General features: G+C 50.0%; 20 protein-coding genes and 1 tRNA gene. 13 read left to right on the forward strand and 8 right to left on the reverse strand.

The features are described from left to right. The first annotated feature begins 196 nt into the window (after positions 1–196). Positions 197–883 (forward strand): helix-turn-helix domain-containing protein, encoded by a 687-nt coding sequence (locus EXY25_RS12265; protein WP_130566995.1) that lies wholly within the window; start codon positions 197–199, stop codon positions 881–883. Positions 884–953: 70 nt separating this feature from the next. Here the strand turns inward: EXY25_RS12265 and EXY25_RS12270 are convergent, their stop codons facing one another. Continuing rightward, positions 954–1,919: an FAD:protein FMN transferase gene (locus EXY25_RS12270; protein ID WP_130566996.1), complete on the reverse strand. Its 966-nt coding sequence runs from the start codon at positions 1,917–1,919 to the stop codon at positions 954–956. Between the two features lie 193 nt (positions 1,920–2,112). Here EXY25_RS12270 and EXY25_RS12275 point away from each other — a divergent pair, with 193 nt between their 5' ends. Beyond that, positions 2,113–4,005, forward strand: a complete 1,893-nt coding sequence (locus EXY25_RS12275) for a GGDEF domain-containing protein (RefSeq protein ID WP_130566997.1) — start codon at positions 2,113–2,115, stop codon at positions 4,003–4,005. Between the two features lie 4 nt (positions 4,006–4,009). Here EXY25_RS12275 and trmB read toward each other — a convergent pair whose 3' ends face one another. Beyond that, positions 4,010–4,744, reverse strand: coding sequence for a tRNA (guanosine(46)-N7)-methyltransferase TrmB (gene trmB, locus EXY25_RS12280; RefSeq protein ID WP_130566998.1), 735 nt, complete (start codon positions 4,742–4,744; stop codon positions 4,010–4,012). A gap of 281 nt (positions 4,745–5,025) precedes the next feature. Between trmB and mutY the strand changes: the two genes are divergently transcribed. Further along, a complete protein-coding gene (gene mutY, locus EXY25_RS12285; RefSeq protein ID WP_130566999.1) occupies positions 5,026–6,105 on the forward strand; it encodes an A/G-specific adenine glycosylase in 1,080 nt (359 codons plus the stop codon). Beyond that, complete coding sequence (locus EXY25_RS12290; RefSeq protein ID WP_114338319.1) at positions 6,105–6,383, forward strand: oxidative damage protection protein; 279 nt, start codon at positions 6,105–6,107, stop codon at positions 6,381–6,383. The genes mutY and EXY25_RS12290 overlap by 1 nt, the downstream gene beginning before the upstream one ends. A gap of 76 nt (positions 6,384–6,459) precedes the next feature. Here the strand turns inward: EXY25_RS12290 and EXY25_RS12295 are convergent, their stop codons facing one another. Together EXY25_RS12295 and EXY25_RS12300 are read right to left on the reverse strand one after the other, a co-directional pair. Next, the gene (locus tag EXY25_RS12295) at positions 6,460–7,767 is read right to left on the reverse strand and encodes an HDOD domain-containing protein (protein ID WP_130567000.1); all 1,308 of its coding nucleotides are present in this window, start codon (positions 7,765–7,767) and stop codon (positions 6,460–6,462) included. Further along, on the reverse strand, positions 7,760–10,753 hold the full coding sequence (locus EXY25_RS12300; protein ID WP_130567001.1) for a hybrid sensor histidine kinase/response regulator: 2,994 nt from the start codon (positions 10,751–10,753) through the stop codon (positions 7,760–7,762). The genes EXY25_RS12295 and EXY25_RS12300 overlap by 8 nt, the downstream gene beginning before the upstream one ends. Positions 10,754–11,043: 290 nt before the next feature. On the opposite strand from EXY25_RS12300, the gene EXY25_RS12305 reads away from it, so the two are divergent. Further along, the gene (locus EXY25_RS12305; protein ID WP_130567002.1) at positions 11,044–11,457 is read left to right on the forward strand and encodes a SpoIIAA family protein; all 414 of its coding nucleotides are present in this window, start codon (positions 11,044–11,046) and stop codon (positions 11,455–11,457) included. Positions 11,458–11,686: 229 nt separating this feature from the next. Beyond that, positions 11,687–11,762: transfer RNA gene (locus EXY25_RS12310), tRNA-Phe, on the forward strand. A 213-nt stretch (positions 11,763–11,975) separates the two neighbouring features. On the opposite strand, the gene EXY25_RS12315 is transcribed toward EXY25_RS12310, so the two are convergent. Then, positions 11,976–12,884, reverse strand: a complete 909-nt coding sequence (locus tag EXY25_RS12315; protein WP_130567003.1) for a LysR family transcriptional regulator — start codon at positions 12,882–12,884, stop codon at positions 11,976–11,978. Between the two features lie 232 nt (positions 12,885–13,116). Between EXY25_RS12315 and focA the strand changes: the two genes are divergently transcribed. The 6 genes from focA to EXY25_RS12345 all read left to right on the forward strand — a co-directional run bounded on the left by focA (position 13,117) and on the right by EXY25_RS12345 (position 21,761). Continuing rightward, complete coding sequence (focA, locus tag EXY25_RS12320; RefSeq protein ID WP_130567004.1) at positions 13,117–14,577, forward strand: formate transporter FocA; 1,461 nt, start codon at positions 13,117–13,119, stop codon at positions 14,575–14,577. Between the two features lie 216 nt (positions 14,578–14,793). Beyond that, positions 14,794–15,921 carry an FIST signal transduction protein gene (locus EXY25_RS12325; protein WP_130567005.1) on the forward strand — a complete coding sequence of 376 codons (1,128 nt, stop codon included), beginning with the start codon at positions 14,794–14,796 and terminating at the stop codon, positions 15,919–15,921. A 5-nt stretch (positions 15,922–15,926) separates the two neighbouring features. Continuing rightward, complete coding sequence (locus tag EXY25_RS12330; protein WP_130567006.1) at positions 15,927–17,816, forward strand: putative bifunctional diguanylate cyclase/phosphodiesterase; 1,890 nt, start codon at positions 15,927–15,929, stop codon at positions 17,814–17,816. 96 nt (positions 17,817–17,912) lie between these two features. Next, positions 17,913–18,602 (forward strand): MaoC family dehydratase, encoded by a 690-nt coding sequence (locus tag EXY25_RS12335; protein ID WP_130567007.1) that lies wholly within the window; start codon positions 17,913–17,915, stop codon positions 18,600–18,602. Between the two features lie 156 nt (positions 18,603–18,758). After that, on the forward strand, positions 18,759–21,161 hold the full coding sequence (locus EXY25_RS12340; protein ID WP_130567008.1) for a YgiQ family radical SAM protein: 2,403 nt from the start codon (positions 18,759–18,761) through the stop codon (positions 21,159–21,161). A gap of 177 nt (positions 21,162–21,338) precedes the next feature. Beyond that, positions 21,339–21,761 (forward strand): GFA family protein, encoded by a 423-nt coding sequence (locus EXY25_RS12345; RefSeq protein ID WP_130567009.1) that lies wholly within the window; start codon positions 21,339–21,341, stop codon positions 21,759–21,761. A gap of 147 nt (positions 21,762–21,908) precedes the next feature. Here the strand turns inward: EXY25_RS12345 and EXY25_RS12350 are convergent, their stop codons facing one another. After that, positions 21,909–22,658 carry an AsmA family protein gene (locus EXY25_RS12350; RefSeq protein ID WP_130567010.1) on the reverse strand — a complete coding sequence of 250 codons (750 nt, stop codon included), beginning with the start codon at positions 22,656–22,658 and terminating at the stop codon, positions 21,909–21,911. 203 nt (positions 22,659–22,861) lie between these two features. On the opposite strand from EXY25_RS12350, the gene argA reads away from it, so the two are divergent. Further along, the gene (gene argA, locus EXY25_RS12355; protein ID WP_165419367.1) at positions 22,862–24,181 is read left to right on the forward strand and encodes an amino-acid N-acetyltransferase; all 1,320 of its coding nucleotides are present in this window, start codon (positions 22,862–22,864) and stop codon (positions 24,179–24,181) included. A gap of 29 nt (positions 24,182–24,210) precedes the next feature. Here the strand turns inward: argA and EXY25_RS12360 are convergent, their stop codons facing one another. Both EXY25_RS12360 and EXY25_RS12365 read right to left on the reverse strand, forming a co-directional pair. Further along, positions 24,211–25,329, reverse strand: coding sequence for a hypothetical protein (locus EXY25_RS12360; RefSeq protein ID WP_130567011.1), 1,119 nt, complete (start codon positions 25,327–25,329; stop codon positions 24,211–24,213). A 137-nt stretch (positions 25,330–25,466) separates the two neighbouring features. Continuing rightward, entirely contained in the window at positions 25,467–26,237 is a 771-nt protein-coding gene (locus EXY25_RS12365) for a hypothetical protein (RefSeq protein ID WP_165419351.1), read from the reverse strand. Positions 26,238–26,303: the final 66 nt, after the last annotated feature.

A 26,303-nucleotide genomic window follows, 5' to 3' on the forward strand; every position in this document is an offset into this window, starting at 1 on the left:
ATGCCGGCGAGCATGTATAGAATACTCGCGTAAAGAAAGGTTTACACATTTAACTCCGCGTAAAACAAGGATGTTCATATTAATGGCACACTAGCTGCTTATTTCCTATTGGTTTCTCAGGATTGTAACAATTCGTTGATAGTTTCACTGCCTAGCGCGGTTGAAGTTTACTCTCGCATTTATATCAGGTAGCCCTATGAATTATTGGAAAAACGACCCAAGCCTTTCTCTGCTGGCGCAACACGGACGCCCCATTGCTTATCGTCGTGGTCAGCTGCTTTACGATATTGACACTTTAGCAACGCATCTTTTTCTTATCACTGATGGTAGCTTTGAGATCTGTGTGCCCTATGAAGGCACACTCGGCACTATTTTGGACATGGCTGCACCAGGCACGCTTGCTGGTGAAACCGAATATCTGCTGCAGTCAACTAGCGGAGTTCGTCACTCCACCATCGCCCGTGCACGTGAACCATCTACCGCGATCGCTATTCCGTTTAGCGTGGTTGGAAAAATCGCAGCAAAAGAACCCAGCCTGTTAACCAAGATTGCTGCACAAAATGCTATCCGCCAGCAAACCTACATTAAGCAGGTTCAGGCAGCCTCAACCTTAGGCGTCAAGGCTCGGGTAGAAGAGAAGCTCAGATACTTAAGTACCCTTGAAAACGCCATGACCCATCCACAGGGAATTCAGGTTCGCTATACCCGCATGGACATCGCTCGCATGGTGGGCGCCAGTCGCGAGACAGTGGGACGTATCCTTAAAGAGCTGGTCGCCCAAGGTGAAATATACACTGACGGTAAAACACTGGTACTGTTTGAACATGGCTGCTGTTTACCTGTCGAAAACGTGATGGCTAACTCATTGGAAAGTGCCGCATAACCAAAGAAGCATGTAAATAACAACGGGCGCTAATTAGCGCCCGTTGTTATTTGCAACATCTGGCTCAGCGCTATTCCGGTGGTGCCAAATCTGAGGAGTAGTGCATCTTGCGTTGATTATCGATAATGATCGCTTCTACATTTGCCATAGACTCGACCAATGCCAACCCTCGTTCCACACCCAGCACGAACACCGTCGTCGACAAAGCATCCGCGGTGGTCGAATCGGGTGCCAAAACAGTTACGCTCTGCACCTCCCTGGCCGAATCCCCAGTCATCGGGTTAAGGATATGGTGATAACGTACGCCATCTTCCTCAAAATAGCGCTCATAATCGCCAGAAGTCGAAATAGCTTCGTTAACCAGAGGCAGTAATACCGCTTGCTTATCTTCAACCCGTGGATCCTTTACGCCAACAACCCATGGTCGCCCACGACGATCCCCTAATAAACGGGTATCACCACCGGCATTCACCAACCCATGTTTAACACCATGCTTTTGCAACACGGCAATGCCAAGATCAACCGCATGACCTTTAGCGATACCCCCCAAGTCGATGCGCATCCCTTGCCGACCAAACTTCACCGTCTGCAGCTCTGGGTCTAGTTGGACTTGACGATAATCGATACGATACGCCCCAGCGGCCAACGCATCTTTATCAGGGCGTTGCTGGGCACGATAATCATATTGATAACCGACCGAGGCAAAACTGATATCAAAAGCTCCCTCACTGAGTACGGAAAAACGTTGCGCTTTTGATAACAAAGCAAACAGTTCCAGTGACACCGTCACGGGGTTATCGGCAGCCTGACGATTTACCTCACTAAGCTCACTACTCTCAATATAGGGGCTCATGGTTTGATTAATCCGTGTCATCTCCTCCATCACTTCCGCCATGATCCGCTCTGCTTGTACCTCATCGTCGTGCCAAAGCTCAACGCCAACCCGCGTGCCCATGGTGGACTCATAACGGCTGTGCCAGGCAGCTTGCGCCGAGCAATGGACAAAGAATAAAAAACTAATCAGTAGATATTTCATGACAACAGGAGCGCCTCAAATGTCGATAGTGATAATTGTAACGTTGAAATAGGTCACGAGTACAAAGTTCTCCGCCATTGTTTAGTGTTAGCTGGATCACTCTCCCCGCATCTTCCAATACGTGACTAAGCTGCTGCACTACAATGAAATTATTCCATTCACACTAAACACAATAGCGCTTCAGGCGCACCCTATGAAATTAGTTATCTGCTGGTTTGTCGCTACCTTCTGCTGGCTCTTGCCCACTTATGGCATGGCGAGTGACATGACTGATGCTTTTAAACAAGTGCGTTTGCATATTGCTGAAGGTGAATTGGCCGACGCAGAGACTGAACTGGAAGAGCTGTACCAGCAACTAGACACCGATGAGGATCTCCAAGATGAGTGGCTTGGGCAATACTACCTCACCAAAGCCCACTTGATGTTTGCCAGAGCCCCCTCACTAGAGAAGCCTATCCGTGACGTATTGGGTTTAGCACAAAGCGAGTTAACCCAGAAACAAGCCACTTCAGAATACGCTGACGCCTGGCTACTGCAGTTGCGCCTTAATGCCAAGCATCGCGACTACGATTCCGTCATGGCACAGGTCAATGAAGTTATAAACCTCGCTATCGCCTATGAAGATAAGCCACTGGCTATTGATGCGCTTATTTTTGCTGCAGATTTCACCTCGGAATCGGGAAATCCACTCATCGCTGTAGAGTTCTTGCGTCGCGCCAAAGCCATTACCGAGCCGCTCAACAATCCAAGGCTGAACGCGAACCTGGATCTCTCCTATGCCCGCTTTTATACCGGCGTGGTAATGACAGAGCATGCGGTGCAATTGTTAACGCTGGCTCGATTTTTCTTTGAAGAAAAGGGCCCCCACAGCCAATATATCGAGACTCTGTTGGTATTGGCTCAAAACTATGTAACCGATTCACAACCACAAAAAGCGGAAAGCCTGTTTATTCTCGCCAACGATTTTGCCAGCAACGCCAAGCTACCGGCATTGAAATTGAAGGCAGCACTGGGACTAGCCAATCTATATATGGCCTCTGGGCAAACAGCAAAGGCGCAACCTTTTATTGCTATCGGTGATGCATTAAGTAGCTCAACAAGAGAAAAATATCTGTTCACTGGCCTCAAAGCCGAATTAGCGATCAGTAATAACCAACTGATTGATGCCGAAAAGATGATCGCACAGGCTACAGAATATCTTACGCAGTTACCTAGCACATCGAGAAACAGCTTTGAAGGCGCCAATATACTTAAGCTAAAGGCGCTATTAGCCACAGCGAGAGGAGATGCCAGCGCTAGTTTCGAGCAGATGGAACTATACAATTTAAGTATTCTAGTACGCATACGGGAAGTGCTCTCCGGCGGCATCGAAGCGCTGCTGGCGGAGATGGAATATGAGCGGGTCACCAGTAATAATGAGCTGCTTGCCAATCGCAATGCAGAGTTTCAAAGAAAACTTGATGCCGCAGAAGAGCGGCAAAGATTGCAGTGGACAGTGAATATATTAGGCATCGCGCTTGGGCTTATTCTACTGCTGTTCTTTAAGCGTATGGTCATCCAGCGGAAACGATTGAAGGAGCTGGCCGATACAGATGGTCTGACCGGATTACTTAACCGCCGCGCGGCCATCGCCCACACCGAATCCTGGCTCACGGATCTTCGCCTGCATGAAGTCGCCTTTGCTATTTTTGACATCGATTTCTTCAAAAAAATTAATGATGCCCATGGCCACCAAACCGGCGATCGTGTGCTCCAGCAATTTTCTGAAGTAGCACTGGCAAGCTGCAGGGAAAGCGACATGCTAGCGCGGATTGGGGGGGAGGAATTTTTACTGGTCTTGCCTGGCTGTAGTTTAAAGAAAGCAGAAGAACGGGCGGAAAAGATACGCCAAGCCTTTGCCACTCATACCTTTACCAAAAACCTTCGTGTCACCGCCAGCTTTGGTGTTGCTAGCGGCCACAATGTCAGCTTTGAGCAACTTTACGATGCCGCAGACAGAGCCCTGTATAAGGCCAAAGAATCCAGAAACTGCGTCGTTGTTGACCCCGATAGCCCGTACATAGAGCTTAAGGCTATCGAAGACTAAAGCGCTATTCGGCAGACTTCTCAAACATCAGATCCCACACCCCGTGACCAAGCCGATGACCACGCTGTTCAAACTTAGTTAATGGGCGATGCTCGGGTCTGGGCACAAAATCCCCAGCCTCCGACTGATTGATGAAACCTGGGGCTTCACTCATCTCCATCAGCATATGTTCAGCATAATTTTCCCAATCCGTGGCCATATGAAATACGCCACCGACCTTCAACTTCTGACGAATACTTTCGATGAACTCAGGCTTAACAATACGACGCTTATGATGCTTTTTCTTGTGCCAAGGATCTGGAAAGAACAGCTGTACCCGATCCAAACTACCGTCGGGAATACAATCAGCTAACACCTCTACGGCATCATATTCATACACTCTCAGATTGCTGATCGTTTCGTCGTTGGCATCGGCAATACAAGCTCCGACGCCGGGACGATGTACCTCAATACCGATATAGCCAGTATTAGGAGCATTCTTCGCCATCTCAACCAGGCTTTTTCCCATACCAAAACCAATTTCCAACACATAAGTATCTGCAGCAGGAAACAGCGCCTTGGGATCTTGCATGCCGGCGTTGTAATCAAGGCCATACTGTTGCCAAAGCAGCTCGAGAGCCTGGCTCTGACGCTTAGTCAGTCGCCCTTCCCGGCGCACAAAACTGCGGATCTTGCGAACATACTTACCCTCTTCGGTATATTCTGCCTGATTCACATCGCGCTTCGGCTCATCGCTCATCTTTTGTTCCTCAATACATGGTGTTAGTTAAGTTCTGGCGCTCTACGTTCACACTGAAAAACACAGGTTAAACAACCAAGCATGACATATAGCATTAGCCAAGGGGCGGGAATTATCCATAGCAAGGGAAAGCGGCGCAAGTTTGGATCTTTTACTCACCCTAAATAAAGCAAGCATAAGGCTTCATTCTTCTTGCTCTCAGTTTGTAGCGACCGCTTGCCCAGCAGAAGAATCTGGTTACACTGCTGCCAACCCACATTGAATAGATCAAAGCCCGATAGATGACTTTTTTCAATACCGATAGATGCCAGCAGTTTAATCAGCAAATTATTGAATGGTATCAGCAGCAGGGGCGTAAAGATCTGCCATGGCAGCAAGATAAAACAGCTTATCGAGTGTGGGTATCCGAGATCATGCTGCAGCAAACTCAAGTCAGCACCGTCATTGGCTACTATGAAAAATTTATGGCGCGCTTTCCAAGCGTCGAAGCACTCGCAGCAGGCGAACAAGATGAGGTGCTGCACCTGTGGACAGGGCTGGGTTACTACGCCCGCGCCAGAAACCTGCATAAGTCAGCACAGCTCATTGTAGAGCAGTATCAGGGGGTGTTCCCTACCGAGATAGAAGCCTTGATCGCGCTACCCGGTATTGGCCGCTCAACGGCTGGGGCAATCTTGTCATTAAGCGCCGGACAACGTCACCCGATCCTCGACGGTAATGTCAAACGCGTGTTAGCTCGCTTGCTCGCACTGCCAGAATGGCCAGGGAAAGCCGCCGTCGAAAAGCAGCTCTGGTTAATGGCTGACAAGCTCACTCCAACACAGGGTGTCGCACAATACAATCAGGCGATGATGGATATGGGCGCCACCTTATGCACCCGCAGTCGCCCCAACTGTGCAGAGTGTCCAGTCAAAGCACTTTGCGCCGCCGAGAAAACCGGTTCCCCTAGCGATTTTCCTGTATCCAAACCGAAAAAGACGATCCCCACCCGGCGAGTATTCCTATTGCTGCTGCGAAAAGGCAATGAGGTTTTTCTACAGCAACGTCCGCCCGTTGGACTCTGGGGCGGATTATGGGGTTTTCCTGAAGCCGCTGATCAACAGACATTAGAGGAGCAGTTAGCCATGTTTGGTATCTCAGCAGAGCAAAGACAAACCTTACCAGCGTTCCGCCACACCTTTAGCCACTTTCATTTAGAGATCACGCCGCTACTATTGTCGTTAACTGACACTCAGGGAATCACTCATTGCATGGAATCAACACCCACGCTCTGGTATAACTTGGCGCAACCCGCAACGGTGGGTCTTGCGGCCCCCACGCAAAAGCTACTTAAACAACTGGCTTCTCAGGAGACACTTTGATGGCTCGTACCGTATTTTGCACTCGTTTACAGAAAGAGGCTGATGGCCTTGATTTCCAACTCTACCCTGGCGAACTAGGGAAAAAGATCTTCGACAATATCTCCAAGGAAGCTTGGGGGCAGTGGCAAGCCAAACAGACCATGTTGATCAACGAGCACAAGCTCAACATGATGAATGTGGAGCACAGACAAATGCTTGAACAGAACATGGTGAAGTTTCTGTTTGAAGGCGAAGAGATTGATGTCGATGGCTACACTCCGCCGAGTAAAGCAGAATAGCCAGCAAAGAGTATTGCGCTGCTTAGCAAAACCCTAAGCAGCGCTAACAACTTCATTAGCTCTTGGATCTGCTCATTCAATCCTCACAATACACTCGCCGCAGTTCTGGCAATGATTCAACTAAGCTGCCCATTAGCTCGAACAGTACCTGCGCCGACAAACCGTGCTGTTGGCAAAAAGGCAGCTGCGACAAACTCTCTGCACCGCTTTCCATATCCCCTTGCCCGACGGCGATACAAAGCCGCTGTGCTACATGCAACAGGTGCAGCTCAGGGCTCGCCGCCAACCCTTTGTCGATATACTTGAGCCCCTGTTGCTGCTTCGCAAGCTGTTGATAGCCGATGGGAAACCCCCAACTTTTCAGAACACTGGCACCAAACAACCCCTGATAATCTTCAAAACTTTTTTCCAACTCCAGCAACTCACTCTCTGTGATCGGATTTTGTTGTCTAAGTTCGTCGAACAACCGCAGAATGAGCAACTTACCAGTGTTATGAACCAGGCCAATAGTGAACGGGTCCAGTGCGAATGGCATGGCACAGGCGCTTGCCACTTGCTCGCAACAATAAGCAGTACTGATCGATTGTTGCCAGCTCAATTTGGCACTTTGCTTCGCCTGCTCACAGGCCATATCAAAGCTAGGAGTCATACAGATAGCATTAACCTGCTGCTCAGTGACCTTGAGGCCCAAGCGATTAATTGCATCAGTCAATGATTTACATGGCCGTAAACCGCGGTAGTAGCTGCTATTGGCTAACTTAATAAGCTTTGCTGTCACCACAATATCAGTTTTCAGCAGTTCGGCGATCTGCGATATATCCGCCCCCTTTGCCATCAATGACTTCAACGCATTGTAGGTATCCGACTGTCGGGGCAGGTCCAGCTCACCTTTTTTCAGTCGCTCCATACTGATCTTTAACGCTTGCTGCGGCGTGATAACCGCTGCTGCCGCTTGCGCGGGATCAGCGTCAGCCATTGGCTCAACTAACAAACCAAATTGCGCTAGTTTTTCTTTGATCGCTGGCCCGGTGAATGGCTTCAACAGATAGTCATTACAACCGGATTTAATCGCCTTAATAACCTCGTTTCGGTCAGAATATGAGGTCACCATTACAATATGCGCTCGCGCTTTCTCTTCGATACCGTAACGCCGCTCTAATGCACGCAACTCACTCAAAACATCCAGGCCACGCATATCCGGCATATCGATATCCAGCGTGACAAAATCAAACGGCACATCAGCTTTTAACGCGGCAACAAAGCGACTGAGCGCAGAATTACCATTTTCAGCCTGTACTGCGGTGCCAAAGGTACCAAGAATGGCGGACATTTTGCTCCGGCAAACAAAATCGTCATCGACGACTAAACTCTTTAAATTAGACACCTGTCATTATCTCCTCGACATGGCGACAAAACCGTTTAATTTCGCCGGCTAAGTCAGCTAAAGCTGTACCTATTTGGTCACTGTTCCCTGCTAAAGCTCGTTGTTCCAATACTTTCGCTGCGCTTGCTAAGGCGGCAGCGGTTAAGTTGGCCGCACCGCCCTTAATCTTATGCGCTTCCGCACGCAGCTGCTCAAATTCACTATCTAATAGCGCTTGCTGCATCTCGGTTAACTGAGTTGGCAACAGTTCAACAAACTGTGCCAGTGTCGAAATGACAATCTCCCGTTCACCGAGAAACTCCTCCATCAACTGCGACATATCGATGATCACCGCGGGGGCGCTGATAGCACTATTCGACTCAGCCTCATCCGGCAGTGTATTAATCGAGGCGAATACCGTTTTTGTCGACGCTAACCAGCGTTGCACCGTCGATAACAACCCCTGTCGTCGAAACGGTTTACACAGAAAATCATCCATACCGATATCAAAGCAACGCTCTCGAACCCCTTCGAGAGAGTGTGCACTCAAGGCAATAATAGGGACAGGATGCTCAACATCATTGGCTTGCAGTTGGTCCCATGCGCGGATCTGCTCGGTAGCAGTAAAACCATCCATAATCGGCATCTGCAGATCCATCAATACCAGATCCGGACGCTGCCGCTTATAGGCTGCAACGGCTTTTTCACCATTACAGGCCAACACAACCTCCGCGCCGGCGGCCTGCAGATGTGCCGTCGCCACCTGTTGATTCGCAGGGTAGTCTTCAGCTAACAGGATCTGTACACCGCGCAAGGGTTGGCTCGGTTGCTGCTCGCTTACTTGCTCCGGCAACACCTGTCGGTCATTTTTTTCTAGCGCGGTCAGTACCTTCCGCAACTCTTGCCATCGTAAAGGCAACGACAACTGGCCCCGTAGCAAGGTTCGCCACCCCGCCGAACTCAACGATTTAGGTTGTTGACCAATGTCGCTCAGTATTACCAACGGACGAGCAGAGAACTCTGGCTCTGTGGTCGGTGGGATCTCACTGTCATTGACCAGCAGTACAGCAGTACTGGCGTCACGTTCAAATAGACAGCGATAGTTAGCCACCATCTGCGACCAATCCGCCGCCAACAAGGTTTGATAGCCCATACTTTGCAAATAGAGTCCGAGCGTCGAGCGCACTTGCTCATTTGGCTCAGCGACTAATATAGTCGGCAGCTCCAGGTTGTCCTGGGACTGGCCAACGAGCGCCCGGTTTTGCGCCCGTCCTAGGTGCAGGGTGAACCAAAAACAACTGCCCTGCCCCAATTCACTCTCAACCGCCAACTCGCCATCCATCATATCAATCAACTCAAGCGCGATGGAGGTGCCCAACCCCGTGCCACCGTACTCACGGGTAATAGACACATCTGCCTGACGGAATGGTTCAAAGATCCTCGCCTGTTGCTCAGCGGTCATACCAATGCCGGTATCACGCACCGAAATCTTCAGGTACCACTGCTCAGGCAACGATTCCAACACTTCGACTTCAAGACGGATATCACCAGTTTCGGTGAATTTCACCGCATTACCGACCAGATTCATTAAAACTTGTCGAAGTCGCATGGGATCACCGGTCGCCATTAGCGGGACATTCGGCGCGATCTGGCAATGGAATTGGATCGGTTTATTAGAGGCACGCAAAGTCACCGCGGAAAATAGCTCTTCGATACAGTTCACCAAGCCAAAGTCGACCTTAGCCAACTCCAAACAACCCGCTTCAAATTTACTCAGATCCAAGACGTTATTGATCAACATACGCAGGGCTTCCGCCTCTTTCATAATGGTGTCAACCACGCTGCGTTGATCCGCTGACAGGGGAAACTCAGCAGCAAGTTCCGCCATACCGATAATGCCATTAATTGGTGTTCGTACCTCGTGGCTCATATTGGCTAAAAATGCGCTTTTGGCCTCACTCGCTTTCTCCGCTTCCTGCAAGGCTCTTTCAGACTTGTCACGAGCCTCTTTCAGCTGCTCGGTTCGGCGGCTCACCACCGCCTTAATTCGTTGTTGAGAACGACGCAAAAAGACCACATAAAAACCAAGAATAGCGATAACGGCGATCACCAACAGGCAAGAAGCCAGCAATATCAGGCTCATCACCAATTTGGCTTCCTGTTCACCCCGTCGCATCAAATCACGATCAACAGCAACGCGCAGAATGAGTGGGGCAAAACCAGTATCACCAACTAACAACTGGTTGATCTCAATCTCATTTGCACTGTTCTCCCGCAGCAACTGACCGTGCTCTTGCAGTCGCGTGAGAGTGTTTGCAGCGACTTGCTGCGGACTGAGGAAGGTTACGGCGGACTCAGTACGGGTAATATTTGATAACTTCTTTGCGACCCGACTCTCCATCAGGGTGCCGACAACCAACATCCCAGGACCATCACTTTGGCTGCTTGATTCCACGGGGGCCATCGCCAACTGCATAGCGCCATGGTCTGTCATCACCGCACCACTAGTCACCTGTTTTCGCTCAACAGGGCGTGCAGCGAGGGGAAGTGTTTGCACTAATTGCAGCAGGTGCTCACTTCGCAGCGGTTGCTGTTTTGCCTGGTCAAAGGCATAGATAAACAAAGGTTGCCCTTTGGGATCCATGAGTAGGACAAAATCAACCTGTAGCAACACCGCCCACTGATTGAGGTTCGTCCGTAAGGTAGCATCTGTTCTACCATCACGATCTAGCTGCTCATAAACACCATTACGCAAATGTTCACCCGACACCAAGGCTAAACGTGCTAAATGCTGCCTAGACTCATCAAGCAAGGCGTCAAATACGGCAATACGCCCTCTGACTTCGGCTTCCTCAAGTTCAGCAAAACCTGGCAGTATGGTGTCTCGCTTAATCAACACACTAGCTGCACCGGCCAGTACCAACGCCAATAACGAAAATAGCAGGAACAGCTTGCCACGGGAGAAAAGCTTAACGAGTGATTGCAAAGAGGTGACAGGTTGGCTCATAAGCTATTCCATGCTGTTGGGGGAAAGCGGTATTCTCGTCCCTAAGAAACCAAGTGTATATTTTTCTGACAACAGTTCACAGGGTTTAGCTAATGCTAAAATTGATCCGTGCCATATAGTTGTAATTTGGTCGGTGCAATAGCTGAAACAATAACCAGTTTGGCGACGCAAAATGCAAGGAACCATATGAATTGCTTTATAGTGACGGCATTATCAAAGTACAGCGATAGCGAACTCAAGATAAGTAACCGAACGAGGCGATTAATGCATTACCAGTCTGGAACAGGGCAATGAATCAAGAATCACTTGCGGCACATGGACAATGGAAGTTTGCGGTCGAAAACAATTTAATGATGCTTACCATCAGCGGCAGCTTCAACGCCCAAGGTATTCAATTGATGCACAAGTCGATTGCCCTGCAGCTTGCCGACCAGCGATATATTCCTGATAAAGCTTATGTTGACGCCGGTCATTGGGCTTTGTCCACACCGGACAGCGAAGATGCTGTACGCCATCTCCACGCACGCATGAAACAGATCGGATTGCGGCGAGTCGCTTATGCTATTGCCAATGTTCACATCAGAAAAACGGTGCTCGAACAACTTTGGCAGGCGCATCCAGAAGTTAAACGAGGTTATTTCAGCACTCCTCAGGAAGCACTGAACTGGTTAAATAATGACAATCAATGCGACCTAACCGGATAAATAACCAGCAAACAGCGCAACATTTTCTTATCACTGTTGACTTGCTCGGCGTAAATCCGTTTAATAGCCCTCCTCACGAAATAGTGAGTTGCAAGACACGCCCAGATAGCTCAGTTGGGTGAGACAGACCAAAGCAACGCTTTGCAGCTGTCGAACGCGAGGCAGGACGCCGAGCCGGAAAGTACTCCATGGAGGGGTGAGATAAAATGAGCAAGATTTAGAAAACTACGCCCAGATAGCTCAGTCGGTAGAGCAGGGGATTGAAAATCCCCGTGTCCCTGGTTCGATTCCGGGTCTGGGCACCAAATTTTATAAAAAAGCCTTATCTTCGGATAAGGCTTTTTTATTGCCTGCAAGGCCACACCGGAATCGAACTGAAGTTCGCGTGCCGTCCGGCCGCGAAGCATCGCTTCACGGCGTTCCACTTCACCTGCTTGCGATGCAAGCAAAGCGGCTTGTGTCGTATGCCCGTTTAAATCAGAGCAATAAATAACCAACCTCGAAAGTATCAATTATATTTATGGCTTAGACACCAAACCGCGCTTCGCTAACCACTTAGCTTCCGACATGATGCAATCACGCAGGGAATTGTCGCCGCCATCTTTGCGCCAGATAAACGAAAGGGTGCGTGCCATATTCAGCTCAGGCACGTTAAGACAGGCAATCTCTTTCAATTCAATCGCTTTCGCCACATCCAGATAGGGCAAACAGCTGAGATAAGCGCCATTTTTCACCATACTTTTCAGGATCGGCACATGCTCATACTCACGCCACACATCAAGATTATCGATAAGACCGTGGATCGCAGAATCAAAAATACGCCGAGTACCGGCACCAGGCTCCCGTAAAACCCACTTGGCCTGCTCTAACTGGGCCAAACTGATCCGCTCATACTTGGCATAGGGGTGATTCAGGGCTGCGATAATCACCAGATGATCGTGACACCAGATCTCCTGATTGACCCGAGAGTCGTCACAACGCCCCTCTATCACGCCCAATTGATACTCATGATCCAGTACCCCTTGGATAATATGTTCGGTATTTTCAACATCGACCGATACTCTGAGCTCTGGGAAATCAGTATCAATTTTACTGATAAGAGAAGGCACTAAATGCTCTGCTGCGGTTTGGCTCGCACCAAGACACAATTCACCACTGATTAACTGCTGCCCAGTGAAGCCCAATTCAATCTGTTGCGCATCAAACAGCAACTTTTTTGCCCTTGGCCGAAGCCACTGGCCCCAAGGGGTCAGCGACATACGCTTTCCATTCCGTTCAAACAACGGCTGCCCTAACAGTTTTTCTAATTGTGACAACGCCATGCTGGTCGCAGATTGTGTCAGCGCCAATTTCTTGGCCGCCACACTAACACTTTCATAACTGGCAACCGCTTCAAAGACAGCTATCTGTTTCAGCGTATAACGCATCAAAAAACACCTAATTCATTGTTTAAAAAAGCTTTTGTTAATTGAATCACAAATCACTAAAGCAAGCTTTATCTGATATCAATTTAGCTTAACCACATTACATAAATTATCAATTTTTCTTTTGTTTGATTTCCGCCTAATTTGATTAGGCCGGTCACCACAGCACTGCGGTAACGGCACTTATCAAACCTTGGAGAAACAGTATGACTTTACAGGAGGCGACGAGCAGCAGATGAAACTTATCGAGAACAAATCTGAAACCGCTGGCTTAGAGCTGCCGGAGAGGATGACCCAAACAGCAGAGCAGTATGGATACAAAAAAGTGGTGAAAGCACCAGCCACTTCCATCGCCCTTGCCGTGACAGCGGGCATCTTCATTGGCCTAGCCTTTATCTTTTACATTACCGTGACCACAGGTAATCACGAAGCATCGTGGGGACTATCTAGATTGGTTGGCGGCTTTGCTTTCAGCATTGGCCTCGTACTGATCGTCATTTGTGGCGGCGAACTGTTCACCAGCACCGTGCTCACCTCTATTGCACGTGCCAGTAAACGCATCTCTCATCGTCAGCAATTGGCTTGTTGGGGGCGTGTCTATCTGGGCAATTTTGTCGGTGCTTTAGTACTGGTGGCTTTGGTCTATAGCGCCAAGCTCTACATGCTCGACAGTGGCCAGTGGGGGGTGAATGCCCTACAGATCGCTCAACACAAATTACATCATGGATTTGGTCAGGCCGTTGCCCTTGGGGTTCTTTGTAACATGCTGGTTTGTCTCGGTATCTGGATGACATTCAGCAGTGAAGATGTGCTCACTAAGGCGTTATTGGTTGTGCTTCCAGTGGCTCTATTTGTCAGCACAGGCTTCGAACACTGCGTTGCCAATATGTTCATGGTACCGCTGGCTATAGCGATTAAATCAGGCGCAGGCCCAGACTTTTGGGCTGCAACAGGCATGTCTGCACAAGCATTCAGTGACCTGACATTCAGCAACTTTATTTTCAACAACCTCATTCCGGTCACCCTAGGCAACATCATCGGCGGCGCCATGTTTGTCGGCCTGACCTACTGGGGAATTTACCGTCGTCCAACACTCAAATCTGAATCAAAAATAGTAAATCATTTAGACAAAATTAAAGGAACTACCATCATGAAAAACAGCAATGTCACTCTGCAAGTTAAAGAATTTATGCACGCTCCTACTGCCAGCCTGACTGAAAACACCAGCTTAATGGATGCACTGACAGCAATGCTCAGCCTCCACCAGACAGGTATGCCAGTGGTTAACAGCAATCATCAGCTGGTAGGCTTTATCTCTGAGCATGATCTACTGCGTGAACTCTGGTTAGCGGATTACGAACTCAGTGCAGAAAAAACAGTTGGCAGCATCATGCGTCGTGAAGTGGCAACCGTAGCGCCGGGCGACTGCCTGATTAAGCTGGCTGAGTTTATCTCGGTTGACCGCGAGAAGGTCTACCCGGTGACCGATAGCGGCTTCGTTTTAAGCTACAAGGCGCAATCACTAGAAGAGCGCTTAGCTGAAGCAGATGTGAGCCGCCCGAAGATATACCCAGTGGTTGAGAATGGGGTATTAGTTGGCACCATCAGCCGTACTGACATCATGTATGCCTTTTTCAAAGCCTGCGGCGGCAAGGATGATTCACTGCACAGTAAAGTGACCCATCAGGCAGCCTAACGCCAAAACGTAATAATAAACAATGGCTTCAATCTCTGGATTGAAGCCATTTCTTGTTTTAGCCGCTGAGTAGCCACAGCCAAGTTAAAGCGCCACTTCGCAACAAACAAAATAGTATTGGGCAGGATCATCAGAGTGATTGTTGTCTGCTGACATAACGATAATAAAATGAAAAAGCTACACTTCATAAACCATCCCGTTTTCGGTCATTTGTAGATGAAGCTTTTCCAAGCCAATTTTGTTAACGATAGCTGGTCAGCCCCAATCAATGAGAAATCATTACCGGATGCTGAATTGGTGTTGGTCTTTGGCACTCAACAAAGTTACCGGCAGCAGTATCCGATGCTGCATAAATGCTTTCCTGATGCCGAATTCGTCGGCTGTAGTACCGCTGGTGAAATCAGTGACATAAGTGTTGCAGATGACAGCCTGTCATTAACCGCGATACACCTACAGCACAGTTGCTGTAAGGTGGTGTCGGCACGGCATACCAGCGCCCTTGATAGTGAAACCATGGGCAAGCAACTGGCTAAGCAGCTTGATTTGACGGCGCTAAAACACACCTTAGTTTTCTCTGAGGGGATCAATATTAATGGCACCGCTCTAGCTCGCGGTTTAACCACAGTTTTAGCAAACAGATGTTTAGTCAGTGGTGGATTGGCTGGAGATGGCGACCGCTTTGCAGCCACCTATACCTGGCACAATGAACAGGTCCATCAGAACCAAGTCATCGCCGTCGGCTTATATGGTGATCGACTGGAAGTCGGCCATGGCTCATTAGGCGGCTGGGATCCCTTTGGCCCACCACGCAAGATCACTGCGGCGAAAGATAATGTATTGCTGCAACTTGATGGGCAATCGGCATTGACATTATATAAGAAATACCTTGGCGAGTATGCTGCTGACCTGCCCGCCTCTGGCTTGCTGTTTCCGCTCAGTGTAAAGGTCGATGAAGATCAACCAGCGGTGGTCCGCACCATTCTTGGCATCAATGAACAAGAACAAAGCATGACTTTTGCGGGTGATATGCCGCAAGGCTGTTATGCACAACTAATGAAAGCCAATTTCGATCGCCTGATCGATGGCGCGACCGGCGCCGCGCAAGCCACCTCAAAAATGCTAAAGCATTCGCCACAATTGACGATATTAGTCAGTTGCGTAGGCCGAAAAATGGTTTTGAAACAGCGTATTGAAGAAGAAGTGGAAGCCGTCAAAGAATTGCTTGGGGCAAATACTGTACAATGCGGCTTCTACTCTTATGGTGAGCTGTCTCCAGTAGTAGAAACCGGAGACTGCGCATTGCATAACCAAACCATGACAATCACAACGATAACTGAGCTGTAGCCAAGATGCATAGACTACTGGCACGCCAACTAAAGCGTGCCAATATTGATTTGACTGAGTTGCCCGAACAGATCCAGCAACTACTTGTCACTGTCGAACAAGCCTACGAACAGAATGATGAAGACCGAGCACTGGTTGAGCGCTCGCTCGAACTAATGTCTGCAGAGCTGGTCGAGCAGAACGCCCAACTTTCCAGTCGTGTTGCCACACTCAATATTACTCTGGATGCGATCCAGGATGCCGTTATCGTTGTCGATCGTCAGGGCAACTACTTGGCATACAACCAACCGGCGACACACCTGTTTGGCATCGTCGCGAAAGATCCCTCACAACAGAATGAAGTTGTGCTGCTGGATACGCTAGCCGCCCAGCTAGAGATACCAGGTGATCTGTATGCCATGTTGCATGCACTTGAAGATAATCCACTGGCTGAGTTAACCGGGGTGTTAAGCCTAAAAGATGCCCGTTATCTGGAGTACTGCTCGCGTCCAAAGATAATTGATAGCGTACTCTCAGGTCGGGTGTGGAGCTTTCGCGAAGTCACCGAGTTAAAGCGCAAAGAAGCGCAGATCCGCTTTCAAGCTTGCCACGACGCTTTGACCGGTCTGCCCAACAGGCAACTGTTTGTCGATCGCCTTGAGCAAGCATTACTGAAAAAGAAACGCTCACAAAGTTTCCTCGCGGTTTTGTTTTTGGATCTCGACCACTTTAAAGACGTCAACGACCTGCTCGGCCATGAATCTGGAGACAAGCTCCTATGCACTGTTTCAAAGCGCATTACAGAGTGCTTGCGGGAACAGGATACCCTGGCACGTTTCGGTGGCGATGAATTTGTACTTCTGCTCGACGGTATTAACGCTGAAAGCGAAGCCGATGCTATTGCCAAGCGAATTCTCAATGCCCTTGCCGCCCCATTTGAAGAGCTAAACGAACAGATTAAGATATCCACCAGCATCGGTATCGCCTTCTCGCCCCGCCACGCAACCACCGTCGATGACCTGATCCGTAAAGCCGATATGGCGATGTATCAAGCCAAAGCGGCAGGACGAAATACCGCGGCCAGCTTTCAACCGCAGATGGAAGCACAAGCGTTACACCGCTTGTCTTTGGAATCTCGCCTGCGCAACGCGGTCAGTGACAACAACTTAGAGCTCTACTTCCAACCCAAGATCCATACCAAAGGGATGCGCCTCATCGGCTTTGAAGCCTTAGTGCGCTGGCACTGTCCTGAGCATGGCATTATTTCTCCCGGTGAGTTTATTCCCCTGGCCGAAGAGAGTGATCTCATCTTAGAGATTGGTCAGTGGGTGCTGCGCCAGGCCTGCCAACAGTTAGCCCTTTGGCGTGAACTGGGGCATGCCACTATCGGTATGGCAGTTAACCTGTCTGTGAAGCAGCTTTATCAAGAAGACTTTTTGGCGCAAGTACAAGCACTACTTGATGAATTTCATATCACCCCTGGATTATTGGAGTTAGAGATCACCGAAAGCATGGTGATCGGAAATATCGACTCAACCATCTCTGTGTTGCAAGCGCTGCGCGCCATGGGGGTTAAAGTAGCGATTGATGACTTCGGTACTGGCTATTCCAGCCTGAATTACCTGCGCCAACTGCCAGCAGACACACTTAAAATCGATCAAAGCTTTGTCGCCGCGCTGCATGATTCGCCTTCAGATCTGGAGATTATTAAAACCATTATCTCCGTGGCACATACGCTCAACTTTATGGTAGTGGCGGAAGGGGTTGAAGACCTACATACGCTGTCGATCCTAGCAGACGCGAACTGTGACGAGGTGCAGGGCTATCTGCTCAGTCGCCCGATGCCTGCAGAACTGGTCGAGAACTTCCTGCAACCGGAACATATTAACCGCCTTTATGAAGCATTGAATTCATAACGAGACTGCACTGCTCAGACCACGGCTTCCCATCGGGGGGCTGTATCAGCTAAAATACGTCCCTGTGACACAGTTTTAAAAACAAGGTAAACGCGGATGAAAGTCGTCGACTTCATAAAAAAGAAAAGCGAGATCCTGGCGCAAGCACAGCACCAGTTTCAATTAAAGGAATGGATCTCGCCCACAATCCGTGACTATTGGACTGAGTTTTTAAATAAAGCGAACAATACCCAACTGGCCTCCTGGGTACGAGAACACCCACTCCGTCCACTCACTAACGACAACGCAGAAGCTCAGCCGAAAGCGATTGTTTTACACCCTGAAGCACAAACACTGTTAATCGAGTTATCCAACCATATTGGCCAGGAGATCCATGTGGGCGAGTGGCTGGAAATCGATCAACAACGGATCGATCAGTTCGCCGAAGTCACTATGGACTTTCAATGGATCCACACAGATCCTGAACGTGCTGCGGCAGAATCACCTTTTAAGACCACCATCGCCCATGGCTTTTTAACGCTTTCTTTATTGCCAGTATTAACAGAAAGCGTGAATCCGGATGAGCCAATGTACCCAACCGCTAAGATGGCGGTAAATTATGGCCTTAATCAGGTTCGCTATCCCTATCCGGTGAAGGTAGGCAACAAGCTGCGCGCACGTACCCGCTTAGCCAAAATCGAACCGATCAAGCGCGGACTAGAACTAACTAAAGAGATCACCATCGAGATCGAAGGCTGTCGCCGCCCTGCATGTGTGGCTGAATCTATCGTTCGACTCTATTTCTAATTTCAATCATATGTTGTGATAAGCGGAGGCTCTCGAGCCTCCGCTTTGTTGTTGTGTCGGCCAAACACCGAAACATAAGCTTTAGCTGAACATTTTTTCACCAGCTGATATAATTCGCGCCCCAAACGGCCCGGTGCCGGTTTTCGAGAGTATTAAATGCAGCACGCTGAACAACCACTTTTCTCCTATCCCAAGTACTGGGCCGAATGCTATGGCACGGCTCCGTTTCTTCCTATGTCCAAGAAAGAGATGGACGCCCTCGGTTGGGATAGCTGCGATATTATCATTGTCACTGGCGATGCTTATGTCGACCATCCTAGCTTCGGCATGGCAGTGATTGGCCGAATGCTGGAGTCTCAAGGCTTTCGAGTGGGGATTATCGCCCAGCCAGACTGGACCAGCAAAGACGCATTCCAGGCGCTGGGGAAACCGAATCTATTCTTCGGTGTCACCGCGGGCAACATGGACTCGATGATCAACCGCTATACCGCCGATCGTAAACTCCGCCATGACGACGCTTACACGCCCAATAACGAAGGCGGTAAACGTCCGGATCGTGCCGTCACGGTTTACACCCAACGCTGTAAAGAAGCTTATAAAGGCATACCGGTTGTCATCGGCGGCATTGAAGCCAGCCTGCGCCGCATCGCCCATTACGACTATTGGTCAGACAAAGTCCGCAAATCTGTACTGTTTGATTCCAAAGCAGACTTACTGGTATACGGCAATGCAGAACGCCCCCTGGCAGACATTGCACACCGCTTTGCCGAAGGGAAAAGCATCAGTGATATGCAGGACATTCGTGGCACCGCGGTGCTGCGTAATCAACCGCTCGAAGGCTGGTCAGGCTTAGACTCCACCCATCTCGATGGCCTGCGAAAAATAGATCCACTGCCGAATCCTTATCAGGTGGAGGATGTCAGCACCTGCAGCGAAAAGTCTGCTGCCGAAGAAGCGGCGGCACCGGAGACGGCACAGGCGATCACTGTGATGCCGTTTAATGCCAAAGCAGATAAACGTAAACCGTGGGAATACACCTATATCAAACTGCCTGCCTATGAGCGGGTGGCGGAAGATAAGTACCTTTATGCCCACGCCTCTCGGGTAATGCATCAGGAAACCAACCCCGGCTGTGCTCGCGCACTATTTCAACAAGCTGGCAATCGCTGGGTGTGGGTTAACCCACCAGCTTATCCGCTGTCCACCGACGAGATGGACCGGGTGTTTGGCATGGCTTATCAACGCATCCCCCACCCCAGTTATGGCAAAGCAAAGATCCCCGCTTACGACATGATTAAGACCTCAGTCAACATCATGCGCGGCTGTTTTGGTGGCTGTTCATTCTGCTCCATCACCGAGCATGAAGGGCGCATCATTCAAAGTCGTTCTGAAGATTCGATTGTTCAGGAGATCGAAGAGATCCGCGACAAAGTTCCCGGATTTACCGGCGTGATCTCCGATCTTGGTGGCCCTACCGCCAACATGTATCGGCTTAACTGTAAAAGCCCAAAAGCAGAACAGACCTGTCGCCGCTTCTCCTGTGTTTATCCGGATATCTGTCACCACATGGATACCGACCACACACCGACCATCAACTTGTATCGTCGTGCCCGCGATATCAAAGGGATCAAGAAGATCCTGATCGCTTCCGGTGTCCGCTATGATCTGGCTGTAGAAGATCCGCGCTATGTGAAAGAGTTAGCCAAGTATCATGTCGGTGGCTACCTGAAGATCGCCCCAGAACATACCGAGCAGGGCCCGCTGAAACAGATGATGAAGCCGGGCATGGACACCTACTACAAGTTTAAAGAGCTGTTCGACAAGTACTCGAAAGAAGCAGGCAAAGAGCAGTATCTGATCCCTTACTTTATCTCCGCGCATCCCGGCACCACCGACAAAGATATGGTGAACCTGGCGCTGTGGCTAAAACAGAACCGCTTTAAGCTGGATCAGGTGCAAAACTTCTATCCATCGCCTTTAGCCAATGCCACCACCATGTATCACACCGAAGTGGATCCGCTGCATAAAGTGAATCACAAGGTAGGCAAGATCCCCGTAGCCAAGAAAGGTAGACAGCGTAAGTTCCACCGTGCCCTGCTGCGTTATCATGCACCGGAAAACGCCGATCTGATCCGTGAAGGGTTGAAGAACATGGGATTAAGCCAGTTGATTGGTAACGGCCCCAACCACCTTGTCGCGCCCGCCACGCACACTAGCCGTGGTGGTAAAGCGTCCGTAGACGGCGGACAAAAAGCCCAAAGTGGCAGAAATCGCCCTGCACCATCACAACGCGGCTTAACCCGTTTTAGTAGCGACCAGCCACTAGGTGCACGCAGCCATGATGAACAGCCCAAACGCGGCACAGGCAAGAAAAAGGCATCTGGTAAGCAGGCACAAAAAGGTCGTCACAACGGCGGCAATGAAGCAAACCGCCCCGGTGGCAAAGGCGGCCAAGCTAAAGCTGGTCAAGCTAAAGCAGGTCAGAGCAAAAGCGGTGCGCGCCCTACCCCACGGAACAAAGCGGGCCAAAAAGGAAAGAGCGCCCCGCGTCCGCGCTAGAAGCGCCGTTGATCAGCCCTAGCACTAACAATATTAAGCCTCCGTTCGCGGGGGCTTTTTAGTCATTACCCATCTTACTGTTGCAATTTCACTCCGCTTTGTCGAAATTAACCTGATGATAAAGCGGCGCATCAACCACCGATAATTAGTAGCAGGACTATGGCGAGCAACGAGACAATGACAGATAAAACCCAACTCCGAGGCGGCTGCCTATGTGGCGCTATCCGTTATCAGACAAGCGCGATGCCATTCGCCGCAGATCACTGCCACTGCCGCCAATGCCAAAAACATACTGGTGCTGTAGTCGCCAGTTGGATGGACTTTAAGACCGAGCAAGTCAGCTGGACAAAGGGAACGGTCAACGAATACCCATCATCAGAATATGTTCGTCGTGGTTTTTGCCCTGACTGTGGGTCGACACTCACCTATCGCGACACCCGCCATCCCGATTACACCACCATGACCATCGCCACGTTAGATAAGCCCAGTCAGGTGCAACCCACCTACCATATTCACACGGATAGCCAGGTCTCCTGGTTAGTGATCGATGACGACTGCAAAAGATTTCCACAGGGCTGTACAGAAGAGAGCAACAGCTGAGGTATTCATTTAAACACAGTGCATTGCTCGTCGGTTATACCACCAAGGTTTGTCGCTCTCGTGATAACCGCTTAAAAAGATATCGCACTGTCTGGAACTGACATAGCAAGCTCAGACCCATATTGGATCTGAGCTCTAGATAGCAGATTAACCGCCAAGTTTATCGAGCAAACCGCCGCCTAACTTATCTTTGGCTTTCTCTTTCACTTTCTCTTCGGCCAATTTCTTCAGTTCCTCGGTTACGCGCTTTTCAACTTGCTTGGTAATCTGAGAAACAATCTCCGAAGTAAGTTGCTCCGGTGTCAACCCCTTGCTGGCACTGCCGAGATTGGTCAGGGCGATGGTTGGCATGGTGATCTTATGCTCACCAAACTGCTCGGTCATCAGGGTGACGGCATTATTCGACAAGGTAAACTTCTCCACCGCCAGTTTCACATCGGCACCAGCTTCAGCAGGTTGGCTCTCTTTTGGCTGTTGTTCCGCCGGTTTCTGCGCACCGGATTGCATTCCTTTCAGCAACGCTTGGAGGTTAGTGCTACCACCTTTCTGCTCGGCGATCAGCTTGGCACCATCCACCTTAATCTCATTGATGACATACACATCTTTGGTCAACGAAGCCGGGTCTATATCGAGCACAATGTCATTCAGGTCAAATAGATAATCAGAGCCGAAACCTGTCGGATTGCCCAATGTCAGCCCTTGCAATTCACCCCGTCCATCAGTCAATTTGATATTGACGCTATCAAGGGTCACTTCCACCTTGGTGACGTCACTGCCCACTTTTTCCACCAAGGTTTTTACGATACTGTCGAGATTGCTCAACACGCCGTATATCAAGACCCCTGCGACGATCACCACCACACCAACGATCCCTAATAACCACTTACCTACTTTCATTTGTTGTTACTCCCTAACATAAAGAAAAATATCGCTTTTAATCATAGAAGATCGTCAGCGATAAGTAGCCTTAAAACGCCAATTTTTGTACCCTGTCGCTTGTTAAATCGAGAGTTTTTGATTAAACCCCATTCAGGTCGATAGCTATCCCCCTGAAGTTCGATCTATCCTTAACGGCAAACTAGCAGCGGAATATGATAAACGTGCGTACAACTGATCTGGTCGATGGTTTTCGACACTCCTCTCCCTACGTTAACGCTCACCGCGGTAAGACGTTTGTCATTATGCTCGGCGGCGAAGCGATCAAGCACGAGAACTTCCGTAATATCATTAATGATATATCCCTGCTAAATACCTTGGGGATCCGCATTGTATTGGTCTACGGCGCTCGTCCACAGATAGATGAAGCGCTCACCAAAGCGAAAATTGCCTGCGAATACCACCAACATACCCGTATTACCGACGCCGATTCGTTGGATGTTATCTCCGGCGTGGCAGGCTCGCTGCAGCTGCAGATCATGGCGCGGTTATCGATGAGCTTGGCCAATACGCCGATGCAGGGCACACAGATAAACGTGGTCAGTGGCAACTTTGTGATAGCTCAACCCCTTGGTGTCATCGACGGCATCGATTTTTGTCACAGTGGCAAGGTACGACGGATTGATGTGGCTGGTATCAACCGTCAGCTCGATCAAAATTCCATTGTTATCCATGGTCCCGTCGCCGCATCGGTTACCGGCGAAAGCTTTAATCTGACCGCCGAAGAGGTGGCCACACAGATAGCCATCCGTATCAAAGCAGATAAAGTGATTGGCTTTTGCGCCGACCAAGGGTTACTAGATCCCGATGGTCAGGTGATCGCCGAGCTGATGCCATCAGAAGCCGAAGCACTGCTGCAAAGCTATGACGACGGTAAAGCCAACTGCTCAGCGGCCAAGCCTTTCCTGCTCGCAGCCATTAAGGCTTGCCGCAGCGGTGTGCCCCGCTGCCATCTAATTAGTGGTGAAGTGGATGGTGCGATCCTGCAGGAGTTATTCTCTCGCGAGGGTATCGGCACACAGGTAGTGACCGAGCCAGCAGAACAGGTACGTCAGGCACGGATTGATGATATTGGCGGTATTTTGAACCTGATCCGGCCGTTGGAAAAACAGGGGATTCTGGTGCGCCGTTCACGGGAACAGCTAGAGGTGGAGATTGACCGTTTCACCATCTCTGAACGAGATGGTTTAGTGGTGGCGTGTGCAGCCCTCTACCCGTTTGAAGACAGCCATGTCGGTGAACTGGCCTGCCTAGCCGTGGATCCCGAATACCGCTCTGCTGACCGCGGTACAGAACTGGTACGGATGATCCAACAAAAAGCCAAACGGATGGGTATCGAAACACTGTTTGCCTTAACCACGCACAGTATTCATTGGTTCTTAGAGCATGGCTTTGTCCCTGCCGATGTGTCCGACCTACCGCCGCAAAAACAGCAGATGTATAACCTGCAGCGCCGCTCTAAGATCCTGAAAATGGAGATCTAACTAAAACAGTTATGTTGAGGTCAGGTCGATCACACCACTAGATCGACCTGTTGCAAGGTACCGGCGGGCCCCTCATTACGCAGGAAAAATCCGGTCGACCTCACCGCGCCCTGTAAGCTCATGTCGCTATCCTTCAGCATGAACGGGGTGCTTTCACTACCCACATACAGCGCCATCACATCCACATCGGCCAAACTCAGCCATTGCTCTGTCTGTGGTTGCCACAGTCGTAGCTGATTAAACACGCTGTCGCCTTGATCAACAAAGCCGTTACCATCTTCATCAAATGCCGCCAGATCAGCAAAACCATTGCCGCTGAGCGCACCAAACAGTTCACGCCCATCATCAACCTCACCGTTACCGTTGCTATCCAACACCAGATAAAAACTCTGCTTCCCCAGCATGGCAACAGACTCGGTTTCGCCGTCTGCATCCAGATCTATTTCATGTTTCTGCTCACTGAGCGACACACCATTGCCCCCCAGGTTCAACACCAACGGGTCTTTCAACGCACCAGCAGTAGTCGCAGACAGATTCACTTGCTGCTGATCTCTGGCCATCATCAAGGATACGGAGAACACCTGGATGTCACCATTTGCCAACGTGACTTGACCACTGGCACTAAAACTCATCCGCTCTTGCTCCGACACCCGCTCAATCACCAACACCGGCGTGTCATCAACAGGGGCGGTCATCTCAACGGACAGCTGCGCCTGTGCCGAATAGGTGAAACCGGACGCCGCAGCGGATTGCTGCGGTAGGTGATCGAGGGCAAACAGCTCAAACTTACGTCCTGCCAGCGCTTCCATCATCTGCACCGCCACCCGCAGTTCCGGAGTCAGCGGCAACGCGTCTAGATCGGGCACAGCATCGCTGGCTTCGGGGCTACGTAGAGAAAAGTTGGCTAAAGAAGAAGCTGAGTTGAGATTGGCACTGGCAGCCAGTCGCTGGGCTTGTTGTTGTGCTAAATCGGCTTCAGCAGTCGCCAAACCAGCCTGCACAGCCGAGGGCTGTGCTGCAGTCTGTGGCGCGGTATTACGATTGCTCGCAGGCAGGCCCTCGCCACGGCGCACAATCTCCCGTGACTGCTCACGGGAGGCAAAATGGCTCGACTGTGTCTGCAAACGATCGAGAGTCAGGGCTGTCATAGGTATCAATTAACTTCATCAATAGAGATACCTAGGTTATCGGCAGGAGATGGATGAGCGAGAGCCCATCCATTAGACATTTTAGATATAAATAGAGGCTAGATATAACGCTTTGCTAATTCAGCCTCTAACAGTGGTTATTCAGCCTGCAACTGGCAACCATGTGCTGCCTCACAGGCTATTGCGCCGATCTTTTGGAAACCCTGATCTGGCGTGGCAGCATAGAGCGACACAGCCGTTTTACTCAGGTTTGCCGCGACAATCGCGCTTTCCGCGAACGGTTGTTGCTGCGCTGCACTGAGTGCCGATAGTGCCTTGCGGATAAAAGCTTGCCGGGTCTGGATCAGCTCGGTAAACCAAACCTGTTTATCCTCCAGTGTCGCTTTATCTTCCGCACGCCCAGCAGCACCGAGCAGTTCGACGGCAACCACCTTTCCGTGGCGGTCAATATATTCAGCAGACATGGTGTATACCCAACTGGCAAATGCCGGACTGTCAGCAAAACAGGCATACATGCTGTATCGCACCGGTAGCACCCCATGTTTTGCTTGGATATCCGCAACATTGCCGCATTGCGACAATGTCACTTTGCCATCACGATGGGCAGTGCCGCCCTTCAGGTAGTGCGCCAATATCTTCTGGTTAAATAGCGAAAAATTCTGATCCCGCAACTCGGCATCCTGCAGCGTGCCAAACTCTGCTGCTAAGTAACCGGAGAAACGCCGATTAGCCTCTGTCACGGCTAATGTTTGCTCACCATTCATACCAGACACCATGGCCCATTCGATCATCTGACTGGCCAGAGGATCCGTTGCCGTCACTGGCGTATAGATCGGTGCATCTGCGACGGGCTCACAGGCACTAAGCAGCAAGGCGGAAAACAAAAGGCCAGTCAACCTGGCTGTCATAGCAGGTCGGCAATACGAAGTAAGATTTAACGTCATTATCTATCCAATTAATGGTCAGCCAGCTTT

The sequence above is a fragment of the Corallincola spongiicola genome, from assembly GCF_004284785.1.
In the GTDB taxonomy this organism is placed as follows: domain Bacteria; phylum Pseudomonadota; class Gammaproteobacteria; order Enterobacterales; family Neiellaceae; genus Corallincola; species Corallincola holothuriorum.

Excerpts from the sequence above, each read along its gene's own strand:
- EXY25_RS12265 (WP_130566995.1), top strand. The coding sequence starts at position 197 with ATGAATTATTGGAAAAACGACCCAAGCCTTTCTCTGCTGGCGCAACAC.
- EXY25_RS12270 (WP_130566996.1), bottom strand. The coding sequence starts at position 1,919 with ATGAAATATCTACTGATTAGTTTTTTATTCTTTGTCCATTGCTCGGCG.
- EXY25_RS12275 (WP_130566997.1), top strand. The coding sequence starts at position 2,113 with ATGAAATTAGTTATCTGCTGGTTTGTCGCTACCTTCTGCTGGCTCTTG.
- trmB (WP_130566998.1), bottom strand. The coding sequence starts at position 4,744 with ATGAGCGATGAGCCGAAGCGCGATGTGAATCAGGCAGAATATACCGAA.
- mutY (WP_130566999.1), top strand. The coding sequence starts at position 5,026 with ATGACTTTTTTCAATACCGATAGATGCCAGCAGTTTAATCAGCAAATT.
- EXY25_RS12290 (WP_114338319.1), top strand. The coding sequence starts at position 6,105 with ATGGCTCGTACCGTATTTTGCACTCGTTTACAGAAAGAGGCTGATGGC.
- EXY25_RS12300 (WP_130567001.1), bottom strand. The coding sequence starts at position 10,753 with ATGAGCCAACCTGTCACCTCTTTGCAATCACTCGTTAAGCTTTTCTCC.
- EXY25_RS12305 (WP_130567002.1), top strand. The coding sequence starts at position 11,044 with ATGAATCAAGAATCACTTGCGGCACATGGACAATGGAAGTTTGCGGTC.
- EXY25_RS12315 (WP_130567003.1), bottom strand. The coding sequence starts at position 12,884 with ATGCGTTATACGCTGAAACAGATAGCTGTCTTTGAAGCGGTTGCCAGT.
- focA (WP_130567004.1), top strand. The coding sequence starts at position 13,117 with ATGAAACTTATCGAGAACAAATCTGAAACCGCTGGCTTAGAGCTGCCG.
- EXY25_RS12325 (WP_130567005.1), top strand. The coding sequence starts at position 14,794 with ATGAAGCTTTTCCAAGCCAATTTTGTTAACGATAGCTGGTCAGCCCCA.
- EXY25_RS12330 (WP_130567006.1), top strand. The coding sequence starts at position 15,927 with ATGCATAGACTACTGGCACGCCAACTAAAGCGTGCCAATATTGATTTG.
- EXY25_RS12335 (WP_130567007.1), top strand. The coding sequence starts at position 17,913 with ATGAAAGTCGTCGACTTCATAAAAAAGAAAAGCGAGATCCTGGCGCAA.
- EXY25_RS12340 (WP_130567008.1), top strand. The coding sequence starts at position 18,759 with ATGCAGCACGCTGAACAACCACTTTTCTCCTATCCCAAGTACTGGGCC.
- EXY25_RS12345 (WP_130567009.1), top strand. The coding sequence starts at position 21,339 with ATGACAGATAAAACCCAACTCCGAGGCGGCTGCCTATGTGGCGCTATC.
- EXY25_RS12350 (WP_130567010.1), bottom strand. The coding sequence starts at position 22,658 with ATGAAAGTAGGTAAGTGGTTATTAGGGATCGTTGGTGTGGTGGTGATC.
- EXY25_RS12360 (WP_130567011.1), bottom strand. The coding sequence starts at position 25,329 with ATGACAGCCCTGACTCTCGATCGTTTGCAGACACAGTCGAGCCATTTT.
- EXY25_RS12365 (WP_165419351.1), bottom strand. The coding sequence starts at position 26,237 with ATGACAGCCAGGTTGACTGGCCTTTTGTTTTCCGCCTTGCTGCTTAGT.